Origin of the sequence: Pseudorhizobium endolithicum, assembly GCF_902153245.2 — a bacterium.
Classification (GTDB): Bacteria; Pseudomonadota; Alphaproteobacteria; order Rhizobiales; family Rhizobiaceae; genus Neorhizobium; species Neorhizobium endolithicum.
Genome location: NZ_CABFWF030000014.1, coordinates 103666 through 123606, shown reverse-complemented (window position 1 = coordinate 123606; position 19941 = coordinate 103666). Strand labels below are relative to the sequence as shown.

17 protein-coding genes are annotated in these 19941 nt (G+C 61.9%); 7 read left to right on the top strand and 10 right to left on the bottom strand.

All coding sequences use genetic code 11. From position 1 onward, the window contains the following. Window positions 1-87: 87 nt before the first annotated feature. From RTCK_RS15815 to bfr, 5 genes are all read left to right on the top strand, one after another. Complete coding sequence (locus RTCK_RS15815) at window positions 88-1008, top strand: ImuA family protein (protein ID WP_142593497.1); 921 nt, start codon at window positions 88-90, stop codon at window positions 1006-1008. Next, a complete protein-coding gene (locus tag RTCK_RS15810) occupies window positions 920-2461 on the top strand; it encodes a Y-family DNA polymerase (protein ID WP_328803992.1) in 1542 nt (513 codons plus the stop codon). The genes RTCK_RS15815 and RTCK_RS15810 overlap by 89 nt, the downstream gene beginning before the upstream one ends. Next, window positions 2458-5835 (top strand): error-prone DNA polymerase, encoded by a 3378-nt coding sequence (locus RTCK_RS15805; protein ID WP_142593496.1) that lies wholly within the window; start codon window positions 2458-2460, stop codon window positions 5833-5835. Before RTCK_RS15810 ends, RTCK_RS15805 begins: the two co-directional genes overlap by 4 nt. A gap of 175 nt (window positions 5836-6010) precedes the next feature. After that, window positions 6011-6322 carry a (2Fe-2S)-binding protein gene (locus tag RTCK_RS15800; RefSeq protein WP_142593495.1) on the top strand — a complete coding sequence of 104 codons (312 nt, stop codon included), beginning with the start codon at window positions 6011-6013 and terminating at the stop codon, window positions 6320-6322. Next, a complete protein-coding gene (bfr, locus tag RTCK_RS15795; RefSeq protein ID WP_142522523.1) occupies window positions 6288-6773 on the top strand; it encodes a bacterioferritin in 486 nt (161 codons plus the stop codon). The genes RTCK_RS15800 and bfr overlap by 35 nt, the downstream gene beginning before the upstream one ends. A 582-nt stretch (window positions 6774-7355) precedes the next feature. Here the strand turns inward: bfr and RTCK_RS15790 are convergent. The 3 genes from RTCK_RS15790 to nirK all read right to left on the bottom strand — a co-directional run bounded on the left by RTCK_RS15790 (window position 7356) and on the right by nirK (window position 10266). Beyond that, on the bottom strand, window positions 7356-8051 hold the full coding sequence (locus RTCK_RS15790) for a Crp/Fnr family transcriptional regulator (RefSeq protein ID WP_142522524.1): 696 nt from the start codon (window positions 8049-8051) through the stop codon (window positions 7356-7358). A gap of 82 nt (window positions 8052-8133) precedes the next feature. Beyond that, window positions 8134-9042: an SUMF1/EgtB/PvdO family nonheme iron enzyme gene (locus tag RTCK_RS15785; RefSeq protein WP_142593494.1), complete on the bottom strand. Its 909-nt coding sequence runs from the start codon at window positions 9040-9042 to the stop codon at window positions 8134-8136. Window positions 9043-9135: 93 nt separating this feature from the next. Next, entirely contained in the window at window positions 9136-10266 is a 1131-nt protein-coding gene (gene nirK, locus RTCK_RS15780; RefSeq protein WP_142522526.1) for a copper-containing nitrite reductase, read from the bottom strand. A 182-nt stretch (window positions 10267-10448) separates the two neighbouring features. Here nirK and RTCK_RS15775 point away from each other — a divergent pair, with 182 nt between their 5' ends. Beyond that, window positions 10449-11663, top strand: a complete 1215-nt coding sequence (locus RTCK_RS15775; RefSeq protein WP_142593493.1) for an NnrS family protein — start codon at window positions 10449-10451, stop codon at window positions 11661-11663. A gap of 62 nt (window positions 11664-11725) precedes the next feature. On the opposite strand, the gene RTCK_RS15770 is transcribed toward RTCK_RS15775, so the two are convergent. From RTCK_RS15770 to RTCK_RS15755, 4 genes are read right to left on the bottom strand one after another with little or no spacing between them, the layout of a single operon-like run. After that, window positions 11726-12016, bottom strand: a complete 291-nt coding sequence (locus tag RTCK_RS15770; RefSeq protein ID WP_142522528.1) for a metal-sulfur cluster assembly factor — start codon at window positions 12014-12016, stop codon at window positions 11726-11728. Then, window positions 12006-12539, bottom strand: coding sequence for a DUF2249 domain-containing protein (locus RTCK_RS15765; RefSeq protein ID WP_142522529.1), 534 nt, complete (start codon window positions 12537-12539; stop codon window positions 12006-12008). The genes RTCK_RS15770 and RTCK_RS15765 overlap by 11 nt, the downstream gene beginning before the upstream one ends. Before the next feature lie 2 nt (window positions 12540-12541). After that, a complete protein-coding gene (locus tag RTCK_RS15760) occupies window positions 12542-13897 on the bottom strand; it encodes a hypothetical protein (protein WP_142593492.1) in 1356 nt (451 codons plus the stop codon). 11 nt (window positions 13898-13908) lie between these two features. Continuing rightward, a complete protein-coding gene (locus RTCK_RS15755) occupies window positions 13909-14181 on the bottom strand; it encodes a DUF2249 domain-containing protein (RefSeq protein WP_142522530.1) in 273 nt (90 codons plus the stop codon). Between the two features lie 201 nt (window positions 14182-14382). On the opposite strand from RTCK_RS15755, the gene hemN reads away from it, so the two are divergent. Continuing rightward, entirely contained in the window at window positions 14383-15735 is a 1353-nt protein-coding gene (gene hemN, locus RTCK_RS15750; RefSeq protein ID WP_142593491.1) for an oxygen-independent coproporphyrinogen III oxidase, read from the top strand. Between the two features lie 82 nt (window positions 15736-15817). Here hemN and RTCK_RS15745 read toward each other — a convergent pair whose 3' ends face one another. The 3 genes from RTCK_RS15745 to RTCK_RS15735 are packed head-to-tail and all read right to left on the bottom strand — an operon-like array spanning window position 15818 to window position 19940. Beyond that, the gene (locus RTCK_RS15745) at window positions 15818-17716 is read right to left on the bottom strand and encodes a nitric oxide reductase activation protein NorD (RefSeq protein ID WP_142593490.1); all 1899 of its coding nucleotides are present in this window, start codon (window positions 17714-17716) and stop codon (window positions 15818-15820) included. Between the two features lie 7 nt (window positions 17717-17723). Beyond that, window positions 17724-18536 (bottom strand): CbbQ/NirQ/NorQ/GpvN family protein, encoded by an 813-nt coding sequence (locus RTCK_RS15740; RefSeq protein ID WP_142522533.1) that lies wholly within the window; start codon window positions 18534-18536, stop codon window positions 17724-17726. Window positions 18537-18596: 60 nt separating this feature from the next. Beyond that, window positions 18597-19940 (bottom strand): nitric-oxide reductase large subunit, encoded by a 1344-nt coding sequence (locus RTCK_RS15735; protein WP_142593489.1) that lies wholly within the window; start codon window positions 19938-19940, stop codon window positions 18597-18599. Between the last annotated feature and the right edge of the window lies 1 nt (window position 19941).

The following is a 19941-nucleotide window of genomic DNA, read 5'->3' as shown; positions in this document are numbered from 1 at the left end:
CCTTTGCTCCAAAATGGTTGTTGACTCTGCGTAGGACCTCTGGAATCCATTAGAACATAAAGTGAACATATGGATGGAGCTGACGCCATGGCTGGACATGCCACGGCGCAGGAGAGACTTTTTGCCCTGCGTGAGACGATTGCCAGACTGGAGGGAAAGACGCCCATGCTGGTTGCGGAGGAGCAGCGGGAAAGGGGAAAAAATCCTGCCGTCCTCACGTCCCGAAGGGTTTCACTTGGAATTGCAGACGTGGATGCGGCCCTGGAGGGAGGGCTTCCGCTCGATGGGATGACGGAGGTCCGCACCTCCATGATGCGAGATGCCGGTGCGGGTAGCGGTTTGGTCCTGGCTCTGGCGGCCCTTATCCAGAAGCAGACCGGAGCCTCTGCTCTGCTCTGGATCAGCGACAGGGTTTCAAACGGTGAGGCGGGGCTGCCCTATCCGGTCGGCCTGGCGCAATATGGGGTGCAGGTGGAGCACTTTCTCCACGCGGCGCCCAGGACGCTGGAGGATGCGTTGTGGCTTGCGGAGACGGCTGCGGCAAGCGGCGCTCTGGCCGCAACCATTCTTGAAATCAGAGGCAATCCCTCGTCCTTCGGCTTGTCGGAGAGCCGGCGGCTCAGCCTGAGGGCAAAGGCAGCGAGGCGACCGATCTTGCTGCTGCGGCATGCGGGAGAGGAGGAGGCGAGCAGCGCTCTCTTTCGCTTTCACGCCGCATCGGCGCCCGCTTCGGAGCGGGTCCTTCACACTGGAGCCATGCTTGGCGGCAGCATCGGCTTTCCCGTCTTTCGTCTGATCCTCGAGAAGAGCCGCAACCCGGCTCCCCTCTCCCTTCTTCTGGAGTGGAATTCCCATGACCGTCAATTTTCCCATGCCCGGCGATCAGAACCGTCTCGCCTTTCCACACACGCGGCAACGCATCCTGGCACTCGTTTTCCCGTATCTGTCGACGGACCGGATCGCACGCCGGCTGTGGGGCGCCTCCTGGCGTTCGATCGGGCGTCCTGACCATCCGCCCCTGCTCTGTTCTGGACGGCGTGACAACGGTACCCGTCTGACGGCAGTGGATGAAGTGGCCGTGGGGCTGGGGCTGAGGCAGGGACAGGCTCTTGCCGAAGCGCGCGCCATGCATCCGGCGATCGATGTTGTCGAAGAGAATCCGGTCGCCGACAAAGCGCTTCTGGAAGGGATCGCGGACTGGTGTGATCGGTATACGCCGCTGGTGGCGCTCGATGGCGGCGACGGCCTGTTCCTCGACATCACCGGCTGCACGCACCTGTTCGGCGGAGAACAGGCGCTTCTCGACGACATTCTGCTGCGTCTGTTCCGGATGGGCTTCAAGGTACAGGGAGCAATCTCCGGATCCCCCGGCCTTTCCTGGGCGGCTTGCCGCTTCGGAACGGGTGGGGTGATCGCGGAAGGTGCGGCAAAAGAGACGCTCGAAGACATGCCGGTGGCCTGCCTGCGGATCGGCGCGGAAGCGGCCGCAGCATTGAACAAACTCGGATTGAAGCGGGTAAGAGACCTGTTCTCGCTGCCGCGGGCGCCCCTGGCGCAAAGGTTCGGAAGCCATATCCTTCTTCGGCTCGACCAGGCCCTCGGACATCAGGAGGAGCCGATTTCGCCCCGTCGCCCGGTGGGTGTTCTATCGGTCGAGCGAAGGCTCGCGGAGGCCGTCCAGGCGGAAGAGGATATCCTGGAGCTTACCGCCCGCATTGCCCGGTCGCTCTGCTTCGGCCTGGAGAGCCGCGGCGCGGGAGGTCGGTTTTTCGAACTGGTGCTGTTTCGGGTCGACGGTCGTGTTTTCAGGATTGCGGCCGGGGCGTCCCGTCCTCTGAGGGATGCCCGGAAGATCGCCGGACTTTTCACCGAGCGGTTGAAGGCCGTTCATGACGAGCTGGATGCCGGCTTCGGGTTCGAACTGCTGCGGCTCAACGTTCTCCACCATGATCCTTTCGAGGTGCTTCAGGGCAGCATTGCAAGCAAGCAGGAAGATGAAGCATCGCTTCCAGACCTGATCGACCGGGTTTCGGCGCGGCTGGGTGAGGGAATGGTGCAAAGCTTCCGGTTCCGCGAAAGCCATGTGCCTGAGCGGGCGGTGGTCCAGGTGCCTGCCCTTTCGCATATTTCCGATGCCGGGAATGATGAAGCTCCCGTGACCATGACGCGGGCGGAACGACCCTTGCGGCTGCTTCCACGGCCTGAACCCATGGAAGCGTTCGCGGCAATCGTTCCGGACGGTCCACCCAGCCGCTTCCGGTGGCGCCGCGTGCTCCACGACGTTGCCCGTGCCGAAGGACCGGAGCGGGTCTCGCCGGAATGGTGGCTGGATGACGTGGCCGAGGAGCGCGATTATTTTCGGCTGGAAGTCGCTTCCGGCCATCGCTTCTGGGTTTATCGGCAGGGGCGCTACCGGATGGATCATCGGCCGACATGGCACATGCACGGGATCTTTGCATGATGTCCGGAAGTGCTTTTTTCGAGATTGGTGCCCGCACCAATTTCTCCTTCCTGGAAGGCGCGTCGAAACCCGAGGAAATGGTGCTGGCGGCATCCCTTCTCGGCTTGTCGGGCCTCGGCATCGCCGACCGCAATTCCGTGGCGGGCGTAGTTCGCGCCCATGCGCATGTCGGCGAATTGCGGGAAAGATATCGGCGCAGGCAGGAAGGTCATCCGGAGGAACAGGGCGTTCCCAATCCGTGCCGCATGCAGCCCGGGGCACGCCTCGTCTTTTCCGACGGTACACCTGAAGTCCTCGCCTATCCGAAGAACAGGAAAGGATGGGCAAATCTCTGCCGCCTCCTCAGTCGGGGAAACCTGCGGGCGGACAAGGGAAGCTGTATCCTGGAGGAATGGGATCTTCTGGAATGGGGCGGGGAGATGATGCTGGCCGTCCTTCCCGATCCCGCATGCGCCGATGACGAGGTATATCTCCAGAAGCTCGGGAAGGTTATCGGTCTGCTCAGGGAGAGGCTGGGGGGGGTGGTCTACCTGGCCCTCTCGCCCAGCTATGACGGTCGGGACAAGTTTGTCCTTTCGACGTTTGCCGCCATTGCAGCCAGCCATGGGGTGCCGCTCTTGGCGAGCAACCAGCCGCTCTATCACCTACCGGAGCGGCGTTCTCTGTCGGATGTGGTCACGGCCATCCGCGAACATGTGCCGGTCGCCCTGGCCGGCTTCCGGCTAGCGCCCAATGGCGAGCGTCACCTGAAGACGGGTCAGGAGATGACGCGCCTGTTCGCTGATTATCCGGAAGCCGTTGCCAATACGAAAAAATTCTTCAGCCAACTTCAATTCTCGCTGGATGAGCTGAAACATAATTATCCGGATGAGAGCATTCCAGGCGAAACCATGCCGGAGACCTTGGAAAGGCTGACATGGGAGGGAGCCAGGGAGCGCTTCGAGGGTGAAGTGCCGACGAAAGTCGCCGCGCAGATAAGCGAGGAACTCACTCTCATCAGGCAGATGGGATACGAGCCTTACTTCCTAACGGTCCGTCACATCGTCTGGCACGCTCGTCATGTGTTGAACATCCTCTGCCAGGGACGGGGATCGGCCGCCAATTCAACCGTCTGTTATTGCCTCGGCATCACCGATGTGGATCCTCGGGACTCGAGTCTCCTTTTTGCACGGTTCATTTCAACCGAACGCAATGAGCCGCCGGATATCGACGTCGATTTCGAACACGAGCGGCGCGAGGAGATCATCCAGTACATCTACGGGCATTATGGTTTTCGCCATGCGGGGCTGACGGCGGCGGTCACGAGCTATCGGACCCGGATGGCCGGCCGTGAGGTCGCCAAGGCATTCGGGCTGTCGGAGGACGTGCAGGCGGCACTTTCAAGCACTGTCTGGGGATGGTCGGAGGAGGGCATTACGGAACGGGAAGCGAAGGTGGCAGGCCTTGATCTCGCCAATCCAACAACCCGCAAGGTCATCGCCCACGCCAAGGAACTGGTGGGCTTTCCCCGCCACCTGACGCAGCACGTGGGCGGCTTCCTGATTACCCGTGATCGGCTTGATGAAGTGGTTCCGATCATGAAGACGGCCATGCCGGGCCGCTACATGATCGAATGGGACAAGGACGACCTCGACACGCTGAAGCTGCTCAAGATCGATATTCTGGCGCTGGGCATGTTGAGTTGCCTGAAAAGGGCGTTTTCCCTCCTGCAACAGCATTACAAATTGGAGGAGAGCCTTCCCAGCCTGATGAGGAAGAACAAGGATCCGAACGTCTACGACATGATCTGCAGGGCAGATACGATCGGCGTCTTCCAGATCGAAAGCCGGGCGCAGATGAGCATGCTGCCGCGGCTCAGACCACGCGTATTTTACGATCTCGTCATTGAAGTTGCGATCGTGCGGCCCGGACCGATCCAGGGCAACATGGTACACCCCTATCTGAAGCGGCGAGAAGAGGTGGGGCGAGGAAAAGAAATCACTTATCCTAGCCCAGAACTGGAAGAAGTTCTTAGGCGCACGCTGGGCATCCCTCTTTTCCAAGAACAGGCGATGCAGATTGCGATTACTGCCGCAGGCTTTACGCCGGCCAAAGCAGATATGCTCCGGCGATCCATGGCGACCTTCAAGCGTTCCGGGCGCGTTGAAGAATTCAAAGCCGACATGGTCAACGGCATGCTGATGCGCGGCTATTCGCGGGAATTTGCCGAACGCTGCTTCAGCCAGATCGAAGGTTTTGCAGAATACGGCTTTCCGGAAAGCCATGCCGCATCCTTTGCGCTCCTGGTCTTTGCTTCGTCCTGGCTCAAGACCTATTATCCGGATGTCTTCTGCACGGCGCTGCTGAATTCCCAGCCGATGGGTTTCTATGCTCCCGCCCAGCTTGTGCGCGATGCACGGGAGCATGGCGTCGAGGTGAGGCCGGTCGATGTCAATTTGTCGGATTGGGACAGCGGCCTGGAGGATGCAGATTTCCGGCGCGACCGGATCGATCCGCGGCACAGACAGATGATGGACGTGATCCTGAGCCGAAAGGCTGTGCGGGTCGGCTTTCGCCAGATCAAGGGATTGTCCGAGCGCAGCATCCGTGAGCGCCTGATCGAAAACCGTGGCGGCGGCTACGTCTCCATCCGCGATCTGTGGCTGCGTTCCGGGCTCGACAAGACGGACCTCGAACGGCTGGCGGATGCGGATGCCTTCGGCTCCCTGGGGCTTTCGCGACGGGAGGCGCTCTGGCAGATACGCGGTCTCGATGCCGGCAAGGTTGCCGACGAGCTGCCGCTCTTCGACCAGGTGAAGCAGGGAGAACTGCAGGTGGAACCGGTGGCAAATCTGCCGGAGATGTTGCCAGGAGAACAGGTCATCGAGGATTACCGTTATCTGTCGCTGTCACTAAAGGCGCATCCGGCGGCCTTCCTGCGCGAGGACTTCATCGGGATGGGGGTGACCCGCAGCGTCGATCTTCTGCACGTCCGCAACGGTCGAAGGGTGACGATCGCCGGTCTGGTGCTGGTGCGCCAGCGCCCCGGATCGGCACAAGGCGTCATCTTCATGACGCTGGAAGACGAGACCGGCATTGCCAACGCCATTGTCTGGCCAAAGGTGTTCGAGCGGTACCGGGCGATCGTCATGGGAGCCCGGATGGTGAAGATTCGCGGCCGGCTGCAGAGCGTGAACGGTGTCATCCACACGGTCGTCGAGGACATCGAGGATATTACCCATATGCTCGGCCTTCTCCAGAAGGAGGCGCGTCGCTTCGGCGCTCCCCGGTCCGATGAAACGTTGGGTTCCGGCTGTGGCAGCTACCGCATGCGGAAAATATCCCCTGAGCCGCATCCGCAGGACGTCATGCCGAAAGGACGGAACTTCCATTGACCGGGTCCGTGGAAGCGAGCAGCCATCAGAGGTCTTGGCGTAGTGCGACATCTGCGCGCAGAGCCGGCGATGGAGCACAAGCAAATGCTAATTGTTTTCGGATTCAACTTGACAGAAGCTGTCCTCTTTCGCAAAAAGCGGATTACATTGGTCATGTTTGACGGGTTGACCGAAAATGCTGGTCTGCAGTTGCAATTACATTACCGACAAGGAAATCCGCGAGGTCATCGTCGAGCTCCTCGATCAGGATTGCTGGCAGCTCATCGTTCCTGCCAAGGTCTATCATGCCATGGGCAAGCGCGGCCGCTGCTGCGGCTGCTTCCCCAATGTCGTCGACATCATCATCAAGACTACCGAGGAATATCACGCTGAGCGGCACTCGACGTCGGCCGAAGTTATTGATTATATGTCCCGCCTGAGACAATTCCACGAAGAAAACAGGAGAGCGGACATTGAAAGGCGACAGCAGCGTCATCGAGCGGCTTAACGAGGCTCTGTTCCTCGAACTCGGCGCCGTCAACCAATATTGGCTTCACTACCGTCTGCTATCGGATTGGGGCTATGCTAAGCTGGCGAAGAAGGAGCGTGAGGAATCCATCGAGGAGATGCATCACGCCGACCGGCTGATCGATCGGATCATCTTCCTTGAAGGCCATCCCAATCTCCAAACGGTCGCGCCGTTGCGCATCGGCCAGAACGTCAAGGAAGTCCTGGAAGCGGACCTCGCCGGCGAGTACGACGCCCGTACCGCCTACAAGGCATCGCGCGATATCTGTCACGCCGCCGGAGACTATGTCTCCATGAAGCTTTTTGAGGAGCTTCTGGCCGACGAGGAAGGACATATCGATTTCCTCGAGACCCAGCTCGACCTGCTCGCCAAGATCGGCGAGGAGCGTTACGGCCTGCTCAACGCAGAGCCGGCGGACTCGGCGGAGTAAGATACCCATCGCTGAGGACCTGTGTCCTCATGTCGATAGATAGCAGAAGGGCGCTGTGGCGCCCTTCTGCATATTCCGGCCCGACAGGCCGCTCAATTTCAGTTCCACGGCTCCAAAACGCGGTGGAGGTGCCCGGTTCGGAGACCGATCCGCAATGGCCTTGCGTGAGTGACCAGATCAGGCGAACGGGGGTGGCTGCATCATCGCGCGATCTTCGGACGGAGGCGGTTACGCGTATCCTCGGTCGATGCTTTCGGCCTCGTCCGGTGTTCATCCCGCGTTCTCCCGCGCCGCGGAACTTATCGATCCTGCTGCGAACCCGCCGTCTCGGCCCCGACACTGGCGTGCTGAAAAGCCGTGAGGTAGCGAACGCAGCTCGGAGATTCCCTGCAGCGCGTATTTCCACGTCGCATGACGTGAGCCATGCGACAGTAGGGGTGCTTCTCTCGATCTCTCCAGTCTGGGTCGAGAAACTCTACCGCTCCCGCTGAACAGACTCTTATCGGCCAGCGCGCTTGGCTGGTAGGGGCGGGACGCGACGCGACAGGGACGGAAACGTCCGGGCCATGCCTGCAAGTTCCGCTATTCCTTGGAGCTCTCGGCGAGATCGGACAACCCTTTGATGTCGCAGACGAGAAGTTTCTGCCGTCCGCCTTCCACGAGGCCCTTGTTCTCCCAGGCACTCAGGATGCGGGACACGGTGTGGAGGGTGGTGCCGGTCATCTCGGCAATATCCTGGCGGGAAATCGGGAAATCGATCCGGATGCCGGATCCCTCCGCCTTGCCGGCCTGCTTCGTCAGGCGTAGCACGGCATGCGCCACGCGCCTTTCTACCTCCTCCGTCGACATCTCGCGGATGCGGGTATGCGCCTCCTCGAGCCGCTGGCCGATCGTGTGCATCGCCGATACGGCAAGCTTCGGATGGTGATCGATGAACTCGGGCCACAGATGCGTGGGCCAACTGAGCGCCACGCTATCGGAAGCCGCGATCGCCGTGCCCGGATAGTCGGAACGCTGCAGCGCCTTTGCGAAGCCGAAGAGGTCACCCGGATGAACGACGCGGACGATGATCTGCTGCCCGCTCGCCGTCACCTGCGTGACCTTGAGACGTCCATGGAGAAGCAGGAAGAAATGCGTCGCCGGCGCTCCCTGCTCGAATACCGCTTCGCCCGGGGGGATGCGCCGCGAGGTGGAATGCGCCAGCAGCTTCTCCAGGCTTTCGTCGCTCATCTTTTCGAACAGCGGAAACGCCCGGACCAGGCTCTTGTCGATCTTCACTCTGTCACTCTCCGATATCGCGCGGGAGGATACATGATCACTGCCGCCGTCGGAAGAGCCCAGCCGCACCTGCGGCATCAGGTTACGTGATGATCCCCCTCTGGCGAAGAGCCTGCAGGAGCGGCGCATACCATTTGGTCGATTTTACGAGCCGGAAGCCGAGGTTGTCCGGGGGTGTTCCGACCGAGCAGCCGCCGCCCCGGGGCTCGCGCATGAACGTGCTTATCGGCGAACGGTGCGGCCCGACAGTGACATTGACGCCGCAGATGGTCTCAACCCCCTCCTGCGAGCCGTTGGCATAGAGGTGAACCCGCCGGTGGCACGTGGTGGTCCATTCCCAGACATTGCCTCCGAAGTCGGAGAGGCCGTATTCGTTCTCTCCGAAGCTGCCGATGGGCCGGGGAGAAGGATCGCGCTTGGAGCGCGATGCCGCCTCCCGTTCGTAGTCGGCGATCCACTTCAGCGCGGGGTTCTTGTTGTCCGGATCGAGACCCGAGGCATCGTCAGGGAAGCGCTTGCCGGCGGCAAAGGCGAGATCCTGGTCCGAGGGGAGAGTCCAGTATTCCCCGGTTTTCTGCGAAAGCCAGCGGGCATATGCGAGCGCATCGTCATAGTTGACCCCCGTCACGGGAAGGGTAGCGTCGGGTGCGGCCGGTCCGGCCGAGGGAGCGCAGGCGCCTTCCATGACGCAAGCATCGTATTCCGAGACCGTCACCTGGTATTTCATCATGGTCAGGGGGTCGGTTCGCCGGACCGTGGACATGGGTGCGTCGACGGGATGAACACCGCGGATGAATTCGCCATCCGCCCGGTATTGGAAGGTACGAGGAGCAACGACGATGGTCTGGGGCTCGTAAAGAGCGGCAGTGGGGGGCGTTGCAGCGAGGAAACCGACCTGATGGGCAACCCCGACGGCGAGCGTGGCGATCAAAGCTATGGGAAGGGCAGTCTGAAGAAACGGGAAAGCCGGCTTGTTTTCTACGGCGGACATGATCGCCTCCTTGGGCGAAACCCGGGCACCTGCCCGTCAGCATGTCATGGAGAGTGGAGGCGCGGGCCGAAGCCCGCGCCTCGCGCTTCAGGCTCAGCTGCCAGTCGGCGAGACGATGGCGGTCATGAGGTCGTCGTTCCAGTCCCCCGTGACCTTGAAGTGAGCTGCTGCACCCAGTTCGAAGGCTTCGATCAGGTTGTGGTTCACGTAGGCGTAGATGCCGGGCTGCTCGAAGGTGTAGAAGGCTGCGCCAGCGGTACCGCCCGGTATGAACCAGGTTTCCTGGTCACGGTCGGGAATGTTGTTGAACTTGCCGGTTGCCCAGACATAGTCGCCGTGGCCGCCGATCAGGTGCGGACGGGTGTCGCGGTTCGCCTGCGAATGGACGATCAGCACCTTCTCGCCGACGGCGGCGGTCATTGCATTCTCGCCCGTCAAGGCACCGACTGCACCGTTGAACACGATGTGCGTCGGAGTGAGTGTCCGCATGACCTCCAGGGTGTCGGCGTAAGATTCGCCGACGCTTTCGTACTTCTTGAAGTTGCCGGCTTCATCGCGGGGTACATAAAAGTCCTGTTCCCCGACGTAGTAGACCTTGTCGTAGACAAGTTCTTTGCCCTGGCCGTCGGTCAGGCCTTCGCGCGGAAGGACCATGATCGCACCGTTCATGCCCGAGGTCACATGCCACGGAACCATGCCGGGAGGTGCGCAATGGTAGACGAAGACGCCTGCCTTGGTGGCCTTGAAGCGCAATACGGCCTTTTCGCCGGGATTGACGATGGTCAGGGCGCCGCCGCCCAGCGCACCCGTCGCCGAGTGGAAGTCGATGTTGTGCTGCAGTTCGTTGGTATCGGGGTTGATCAGCGTCAGCTCGACATAGTCGTTCTGGTGGACGACCATCATCGGTCCGGGTACCGACCCGTCAAAGGTCATCGCGTTGATCTCGGTTCCCTTGTCGTCGATGACCATCTTCTTTTCCTGGATGGTCATCGTGAACTCGACGATCTTCGGCGGGCCGTCGGCCTTCTGCGTGTGGGCATGAACGAAGGGCGGCTTGACGAGATCGACCTTGACGCGCTTCAGCGTCGAAAGATCAGTCGGGTTGGTTACGGGGGCAACTTCTTCGTTCGCCTTGGCAAAAGAAGCCTGGACGAGCGGACCGATGGCGCCGGCAATGGCAGCACCGGCCAACATCGAACGTCTGGTCAAATTAAACTGTGTCATCGTCTTTCTCCTAGACCGAGTGGCGGAGCCATCTCCGTCTCTCTGTGCTGGAAGTTAATAGTGCTTCGCAAAAGCATCTTTGACCCGGGACAAATATTGCCAGCGATTTTCCTTGCGCATTCGCAAAGACCCCCGAGCACCTGCGGAATAGACAAAGGTCAAAATACAGAAGGAGCAAAATCATGACCTTAGGTTCCGTCGATCAACCCCGGAAGGGCGGAATTCCGCGGGGATTGTCGCCAACCGCGCCGGTGCTTTTTTCCTATGGCTTCCGGCCCTTCTTCCTGGGCGCGGCTTTCTGGGCCGTCATTACGATGATCCTGTGGATCTCCAGCCTCGCCGGGCTCGCCACCGTGGCAGAAGATTACGGTCCCGCGCACTGGCATGCACACGAGATGCTCTTCGGCTACTCATCGGCGGTGCTTGCCGGCTTCCTGTTGACGGCCGTCCCGAACTGGACCGGAAGGCTACCGGTTTCAGGCTGGCCGCTCTTCTGGCTCTTCGGGGTCTGGGTCGCCGGAAGAGTGATATTCCTGGCGCCGGGCGTTGTCGGCGCGTCTGCGATGGCTGCCGTCGATAGCCTGTTTCTTCCTGTCCTGCTGCTGATCTGCGTGCGGGAAGTTGTTGCCGGGCGCAAATGGAAGGACCTGAAGGTCATCGGGGGCCTGCTTGCGCTGACGGCCGGCAATATCCTCTTCCATGTCCAGGTGCTGCAGGATCTCCATCCGGACCTCGCCATCAAGCTCGCGGTCTCCGCTTATGTCGTCCTGGTGATGATCATCGGCGGGCGGATCATTCCGAGCTTTACCCGCAACTGGATCAACAAGAGCGGCCGAACCGATTTTCCGGCGCCCTACAGCACCTTCGACAGCATTGCGATCCTCTCCGGCATCGCAGCTCTGGCGGCCTGGGTGCTCATCGGCGAGGGAGCAGTGGTTGCCCTCGTCACGGGGACCGCTTTCCTCCTGCATTCGGTGCGCCTCGCGCGCTGGCGGGGATGGACCACATTGCAGGAGCACCTGGTGACCGTCCTTCACATGGCCTACCTGTTCGTGCCGTTGGGTTTCCTGGGGATAGGACTGAGTGCGCTGAACGCCTTATCGCCAATGGCGGCGCTGCATCTTGTGACTGTTGGAACAGTAGCTTCGATGATGCTGGCCGTGATGACACGCGCGACCCGCGGTCACACCGGCCGCGTCCTTACAGCATCGAGAACGACCTCCGTCATCTATGGCGCAATCATTCTGGCGGCCGTGGTGAGGCCTCTGGCCGACATCCTGCCGGACTACGCGCAACTGTTCTACACGGTGTCCGGTGCGGCCTGGTTGTCCGCCTTCGGCCTGTTCCTGATCGAATACGGACCGATGCTTGCCAAGGTCCGGAGAAAGCTCATCTGATCCGGCGGCCGCCGCAAGGCGGCCTGCCATTCTCACGTGGAAGGCGGTATGGGAGATCGTGTTCAGGCCGTCATCATTTCCGGCCGCCAACGCGGTTCGTAGGTCAGCCGGACCTCGACCGACCGCACTCCTTGTACCTCGGTGGCGGCAAAGCGGACCGCGTCGACGAGAAAGCCGACGGCCGGACAGCCTGCCGTCGTGGTTGTCATGGTGATGCGTACCGTATCTTCTTCGTCCGCCTCGATCGCATAGATCAGGCCGAGCCCCACCACGTCGCGACCCAGTTCCGGATCGATCACATCGGCCAGCGCGTCGCGAATCCGCTGGACGAGTTCGGTGGGTTCATCGTCCATGACTGCTCTCTTCCGTCGCACCGACGCGTATCATGATCCGGTAGAAGCTGCCGGTCGTGTCGAAGTTACCGACCCATTGGTGCCCGCGTCGTGTCAGCTCTGGAAAGAGAAAGAGGGGTTCGCGGGACAGCACCGCGAATATGACCTCGCCGGGTTCCAAGCGTTCGGCCTCGGCCAGAAGCCTCACCATCGGCTCCGGCGGATCGAGTTCGGACAGGTCCAGATCCACCGACGGCTCCGGCCAGAGGTCGGGGGCATTGGCGTTGACCGAGGCATCGACGGTTGCTTGTGGCTGCTTCGGCAGGAAGCGCACCTCGAAGTCGCCGCCCCCCATCTCCTCCAGTTCATAGTCGAAGCCGCGGCGTTCCATGACGGAGAACAGCGGCTGGGGACGGAAGGGAGCGAGGAGCTTCAGACCCTGACCGGGCATGAGATCGTCGACGGCGCCCATGATCGCCGGGAAGGGCTCGCCTCCGGACAGGAGAATCGGCCGGACGTCCAGTGTCTTGTATTCGATGGCCATGATCAGCTCCGTTCGACGGGGTTTGGCAGGAAGAGCGGCGGATGCCGACGGACCTTGGAATCGGCCGGCTCGGTTGAAACATAGCAAAGATGGCGCGTGCGGGCGAGCTCGACCATCAAGCCGGCAGCTGCGATCGCCTGTCCGAGAGCAGCCACCTGGACGGGGAATGCAATGCCGGCAAGGAGAAATGCCACCGCGACGGCTACCATTGCCGCATACAGATAGAACCATCCCGAGGCGCGTCGTTCATTGACAAGATCCTGTACTCGCGGAACCGGCCTGCGTCCCAATACCGGTCCATAATATTCCAGCCAGGTCATGAAGGCGACGATCTTGTAGAGCTGCCCCAGGCCGAGCAGGGAAAGCCAGCCGAAGCCGACGAGGTAGACCAGGGTGCCGATATCGTCCTGCAGCCTGCCTGTCAGCACGAGGGTGAGATAAAGCAGGACGGAGAGCATCAGTGCCGCGACCGCCCCGGCGCTCATGATCGTGTTGAGTTCGAGCGACTTGCGCTTGCGGGTTCTATAGATGGTCAGGACGTCGTAACCGAACAGCAGCGCGGCCGCCGCGGCAAGGCCGAGCGGGAGGTGGACTGCGACTGAAGTTTCCCTGCCCAGGGCGAGGGAGAGCAGGATGGCTGCTGCCGCAGCAATGCCTGCGGCGAGGAGGGCGAGGGCTGTACGGCTGGTGGTACGCTCTGCTTCCGGTGACAGCAGGAACATCGTCATCAGACGATAGCTGACGCCAAAGGCACTGGCGCTCATCCAGCCGATCAGGCCGAAATAGGCATGCAGCGAGAGCCCGCCCGGAATAAGGGCGTGGAGCCAGCCGGTGTCGGTGAGGCCGGACAGTTCGAGCGCAAACGCAAGGCCAAGGCCCGCGGTGGCAAGCAGAGAGATGAGGCCGAGGCCCACGAAGCGTGCCGACAGCGCGACCGGCCGCGCCTGCAGCACCGTGCCTCCGATCATGACGGCGATGAGCGTGAAGCCGGTGGCCAGAAGCAAGCCGCCGATCGGCAGAAGAACAAGGCCGCCCTCCACATAGCCAGCCAGGTGAATGAAGCCGCAGCAGAGCAGCAAAAGGCCGCCGATCAGCAACACCAGCGCATGAAGCGCGAGGTGGGGCGCATGGAGCGGCTTCGATACCAGCACCGGAACAAACTGGAGCAGGGCTCCGCAGAACAGCAGCCCAAGCCAGCCGACCGCCAGGAGATGGACGATGACCAGGGTTTCAGGCGCCTCGACCGGCTTCACCGGATAGCCAAATCCGACGGCGAGAAGCGCTTGTCCTGCGAGGAGGAAGACGAGCGCTGCCGCGAAATACGACATCGTCCAGCGGGAAATCGAGGCGCCTTGCATCGGTCACTCCGTCAGTGACCGCAGCAGCAGTCGCAGCCCGAACCCTTGGCGCGGGTGATCTGGACTCGCCAGGTTTCGGGGCCCTGCTCCAGGTAGCTCCAGTCAAACTGCTCCGGATAGCGGCTTTCGAGCTGATAGTGCAGGGGACGCGGATCATGGTCGCTTGCAACGTGCATCGAGTTCCCCGGCTGGAGCGAGGTGAGCACGCCGAAAATGCGGGGGTGACGCTCTGCAGGCGGTATGACCCTGACATCGATCAGCGGAATCTCAGCGTTATTCGACATATATTCTTTCCGAAGGCCTTGTTGATCACTTGGGGGAGAAGGCCGAACTCATCCCGATCATCAACCTATCCCAGAGGATCGAGCTCCAATTTGTGGTGCGACAAACAATCCCACAGGTGGGCCGATCAGTTGACATTGCGCAAAGACCGAGCCGGCAATCGCGGCTAGTTGATCGATGGAAGTGCTAGAAGGAACAAGTCCATGTCGCAGTCCATCGTGGAAAAATACGGAGAGGCGCGGTTGCCGCGCTATACCAGCTATCCCACGGCTCCTAATTTCACCGCCGATGTCGTCCCGGGCACCTATGCAAGCTGGCTGAAGTCGATCCCGGCGAACCAGGCGACTTCGCTCTACCTCCATATCCCTTTCTGCCGGTCCATGTGCTGGTATTGCGGATGTCACACCACGATCACCGAGAAGGACAAGCCGATCCTCGACTATCTCGACGTCCTGCACCGCGAGATCGAGCTGATCGCTGCCCAACGGAACGACAGCCTGAATGTCGGGGAGATCCACTTCGGTGGAGGTACTCCGACGATCGTACAGCCCGAGGAATTCGTAGCGCTGATGCAGGCATTGCGGACGAAGTTGGGCTTCGCTGCTAAGGTCAACACGGCCGTCGAGATCGATCCCCGCCGGCTGCAGGCGGAGATGATGGAAGCACTTGGACGTTCCGGCGTCACGCGCGCAAGCCTTGGCGTGCAGAGCTTCGATCCGAAGGTGCAGAAGGCGATCAACCGAATCCAGACCGCGGAGACGACGTTAAAAGCCGTGGATGGCCTTCGCGCGAATGGCATCCACGCCATCAATTTTGACCTGATCTATGGGCTTCCCTACCAGACGGTCGAATCCTGCGTTGAAACGGTCGACACTGCCGTGCAGATGCGTCCGGATCGTTTCGCGGTTTTCGGCTACGCCCATATCCCTACCTTTAAGAAGCACCAGCGACTGATCGACGAAGCGGCGCTTCCGGATGCCCAGGGACGCCACGCACAGGCGGAGGCGATCGCGGAGAGGCTCGTGGCGGCCGGTTATCGACAGATCGGCCTGGACCACTTCGCCTTGCCTGATGACGAGCTGGCCGTTGCACAACGCGAAGGGCGTCTGCACCGGAACTTCCAGGGATATACCACCGATACCTGTGACACGCTCGTCGGCCTAGGTGCTTCGGCGATCGGCAGGCTTGGCCAAGGATACCATCAGAACGAAGTGCCGCCCGGCCTTTACGCCAACCGCGTCTCCTCCGGCGAATTGCCCACGGCCAAGACCTACGCGCTGACGTCGGAAGACCGGCTCCGGGCTGAAGTTATCGAGAGGCTGATGTGCGACTTCTCGGTCGACGTGGCTGCAATCTGCGCCGCTCGTGGTTTCGACGCGGACCTCCTGCTGAAGGATAACAAGGCGCTTGACGCGCTGGAAAGCGACGGACTGATCCGCCGGGGTGCCGGCACGGTCGAGGTGGACGACAGACATCGGTTCGTCATCCGTGCCGTCGCGGCGGCATTCGACGCCTATCTCGGCGCCTCCGAGCGGACCTACAGCAAGGCCGCCTGATCCCGAAGATCGATCCCGAACAGAAAGAGCCCGGCTGGGGGATGTCCCGCCGGGCTCTTTCGTGCGGCCGACGCCCCTTCCCCTACGTCGTCAGGCCGCGATAGATGGCCGGCAGCGCCGCCGGCAGCTTCGAGATGTCGCCGACCAGTGCAAAGCCGTTACGGCCGAACATGATCGGCAGATAGGATTGGGCATCCCGGTCCACGGTCACCGCGAAGACCTTGGTGCCGTCGCGCCGAGCCTCCTGGACTGCGCGCCGGCTGTCTTCCAGCGCGAAGCGGCCCTCATAGTGGTCGATGTCGTTCGGCTTTCCATCTGTCAGCACCAGCAGCAGCTTTGTCCGGTTCGGACGCTTCTGCAGTTCCGCTGTGGCATGGCGCAGAGCGGCGCCGAGACGGGTGTAGTAGCCCGGCTTCAACGCGCCGATCCGATTCTCGACCGCGGTGGTCATCGTCTCGTCGAATGCCTTGACGGTCTCGACACGCACCCAGGAACGACGACGCGAGGTAAAGGTCAGGATCGAATGGTCGGTGCCGCAGGCGGACAGACCCTGCGCCAGGACCAGCAGCGCTTCCTTTTCCACGTCGAGAACACGGCGGTTGTCGATCCAGGCATCGGTGGACAGCGAAACATCGACAAGAATGGTGACGGCGAGGTCAGGTATCTGCGGCCGGCTCATCAGGTGGATGCGGTCGCTGCCCTGGCCGCCTGCGATGAGATCGGTGCGGGAGCGTACGACGGCATCCATGTCGAGGTCGGCGCCGTCCAGCTGCGCCTTCAGCACCTCGTGGCGCGGCCGCAGGACCTCGAACTTGCGGCGTACCTTCTTTACCAGGCGGCGCGTCTCGTCATTCGTCTCCAACGCGTCACCCCTTTCGGAGGCCGGCGCGGCAAGCACCCGGCAGTAGCCCTTGAGATAGGTCGACTTGCGGTAATCCCATTCCGGATAGCTCAGCTCCGCTTCGATGCGGCTCATGTCCAGCATTTCCGGCGGCAGGTCGAGGTCGAAGCGGAAGCGCGAGGACGGGCGTTCGCGACGGCGCCCGAGAACCATGTCATCGAGATCGTCAGCCGCCTTGCCGTCCTCGTCATCCTTGTCGTCGGTGGGGCGATCGACATTGACCATCTCGGCCATTGCCAGGATCTTTTCGAAGCGGTTCAGAATGAAGGGACTGCGCTCCTGGCGCTTGTCGTCCACCGCCTCCCGCTCGGCCACGAAACGCTTGCCGCCTCCCGGCGTGCTTGCATCCCCGAGTGGACTGTCCATGTGCCCGTCGTTAGGCGCAGTCTCGTTCGTGTGGAAGAATTCGGGCCAGAGGGCCACGTCCATCATCGATTGATAGCCTGGAGGCGACTTTCGCGGGAAGATCGAGGCAGGAAGTGGATCGTGCAGTTCCGCCGCATGGCGCAGGATGCTGAGGATCCTGTTTTCCACCAGTTGCTCCACCGGCGGCAGCTTGCCCCGTTTCCGCTCGCTTACGATCGCCCCGCAGAGCCGGCGATAGCTCGCCCGAAGGCCAGGGAAAGCCTTCAGCACGTCGCGCACCGTCTCCTCCGCCCGCTCGATCCGGGCGAGGTCGAGGGCGAGCGGATCATCAGCCTGGATCGCACGCGACGGCGCGAGCGCCAGATAGGCGGTAAGCCAGATATAGAGGCTGCGGTTGAGCGCCCGGTCCGGGAAGAGGTCGATCTCCGTCGGCAGCATGACGCGGGCGAAGTCACGGCCTATCCGCGCCACCCGCTCCTCGCCAAGGCCCACCAACTGGCGCAGCTTCAGCCGGTGACCGGACGTCTTCTGCGCGGCAGGCACCAGCTGGCATGTGCTCTCGCCGCCGAAGCCGCGAAAGCAGGAGGCGAGCACGGGGGAGACCTCGTCGAGGGTGACGGCATATTCCGGATAGCGCGGCATGCTTCGGGTCTGCCCGACAAGGCGGTGCCACGCCTTGCCGACCGTTTCTTCCAGTTCCAGGAACTCGAACATGATAGCCTCACGGGATGATCGCGGCCGCCACTTCGCGCAGCGCCAGCCGCACATCCGCGTCGTCCGTCAGGGGCTCGATGAGGGCGGCCGAAACCGCCTCGGACGGCTTCAGGCCGCTTTCGATCAGGGATGCGCAGTAGACGAGGAGGCGGGTCGAAACACCCTCCTCAAGGTCGTGTCCCTTCATGGCGCGCAGCCGGTGGGCGAGATTGACCAACGGAGCGACATGGCGTTCCTCGAGGCCGCTTTCGGCCGAGACGATAGCGATCTCCTGCTCTTTCGGCAGAAAGTCGAATTCGATCGCCACGAAGCGCTGCTTGGTCGAGGGCTTCAGTGCCTTCAGGATGTTCTGGTAGCCGGGGTTGTAAGAGACGACGAGCATGAATTCCGGCGGAGCCTCGAGCGTTTCGCCGGTCCGTTCCAGCGGCAGGATGCGGCGGTCGTCGGTCAGCGGATGCAGCACGACGGCCACGTCCTTGCGGGCTTCCACGACCTCGTCGAGATAGCAGATGCCACCGTTACGGACGGCGCGGGTAAGCGGACCATCCACCCAGACCGTGTCGCCGCCCTTCAGGAGGTAGCGGCCGGTCAAGTCCGCGGCGGCGAGATCGTCATGGCAGGAAACGGTGGAGAGGGGCAGCCCAAGTCGAGCGGCCATGTGGCTGACGAAGCGCGTCTTGCCGCAGCCGGTTGGCCCCTTCAGGAGAAGCGGCAGCTTGCGCTTCCAGGCAAGCTCGAACAGTTCGCATTCGTTGCCCGCCGGGATGTAGTGAGGCACCTGCGCCTCGCTGGGCGCCTTGGCGGAAAGATGCAAGGTCATTGTCGGATCCTTTCAACGGAGGAGGTGGGTGCGGCCCCGGTCGTGACGGGGCCGCACCGCTTATTCGGCCGGAACCGCCGCCGAGGCGGAGGGAAGCCGCTGGCGACCCGGCACGAACAAGGCCCAGAGGAACATCAGGGCGGAGATCAGCACGAAGACACCGGAGCCCAGGCGGATCCAGTAGAACATCGCGAGCTGTTCCTGGACGTCCATGTAGCTTTCGCCCAGCACGCGCTGGAGGTGGACCTGCAGCACGCCTGCGAAGGTCAGTGCGAAGGTCATCACCGACATGGCCGTGCACATGATCCAGAAGCTGACCATGGACAGCATCTGGTTATAGGGTGCGCGACCACGGATTTCCGGCACGGCATAGGCCATGACGGCGAGATTCAGCATGACATAGGCGCCGAAGAAGGCGAGGTGGCCGTGGGCGGCGGTGACCTGCGTGCCGTGGGTGTAGAAGTTCACCGAAGACAGCGTATGCAGGAAGCCCCAGACGCCGGCGCCGAAGAAGGCCATCACCGAGCAGCCGATCGACCACAGAAGCGCCGCGCGGTTCGGATGCTTGCGGCCGGCCTTCCAGGTCATCACGAAGGTGAAGATCACCATGGTGAAGAAGGGTGCCACTTCAAGCGTGGAGAAGAGCGAGCCGATCCACTGCCAGTAGCCCGGGGCGCCGATCCAGTAGAAGTGGTGGCCGGTGCCGAGGATGCCGGAGAAGAGCGCCAGGCCGACGATGACGTAGAGCCACTTCTCGACGACCTCGCGATCGATACCGTTCAGCTTGATCATCAGGTAGGCGAGGATCGAAGCCATGATGAGCTCCCAGACGCCTTCCACCCACAGGTGCACGACGTACCACCAGTACATCTTGTCGAGTGCCAGGTTGGCCGGGTTGTAGAAGGCGAAGAGGAAGAAGATCGCCACGCCCCACAGCCCGAAGATCAGGATGTTGGTGACGACCGTCTTGCGGCCCTTCAAGACCGTCATGGTGATGTTGAACAGGAACATCAGGCAGACGACGACGATGCCCACCTTGATGATGAAGGGCTGTTCCAGGAATTCGCGGCCCTCGTGGATCTTGAACATGTAGCCGACGACGGCAACCGCTGCGGCTACAAGGAAGATCCAGAACTGCGCGATGGCGAGCTTGGGGCTATACAGTTCCGTTTCCGCCTCTTCCGGCAGGAGATAGTAGGTGGAGCCCATGAAGCCGATCAGCAGCCAGACGATCAGCGCGTTGGTGTGGATCATCCGCACGATGTTGAACGGCAGGAGCTCTGAGAGCGTGTTGGGCAGGACGTAGATCGTGCCGGCGAGGACGCCGAACAGGACCTGGGCGACGAAGAGGCCGAGCGCGCCGTAGAAATACAGCATCGCGACCTTTTGGGTTTGATATTTCATG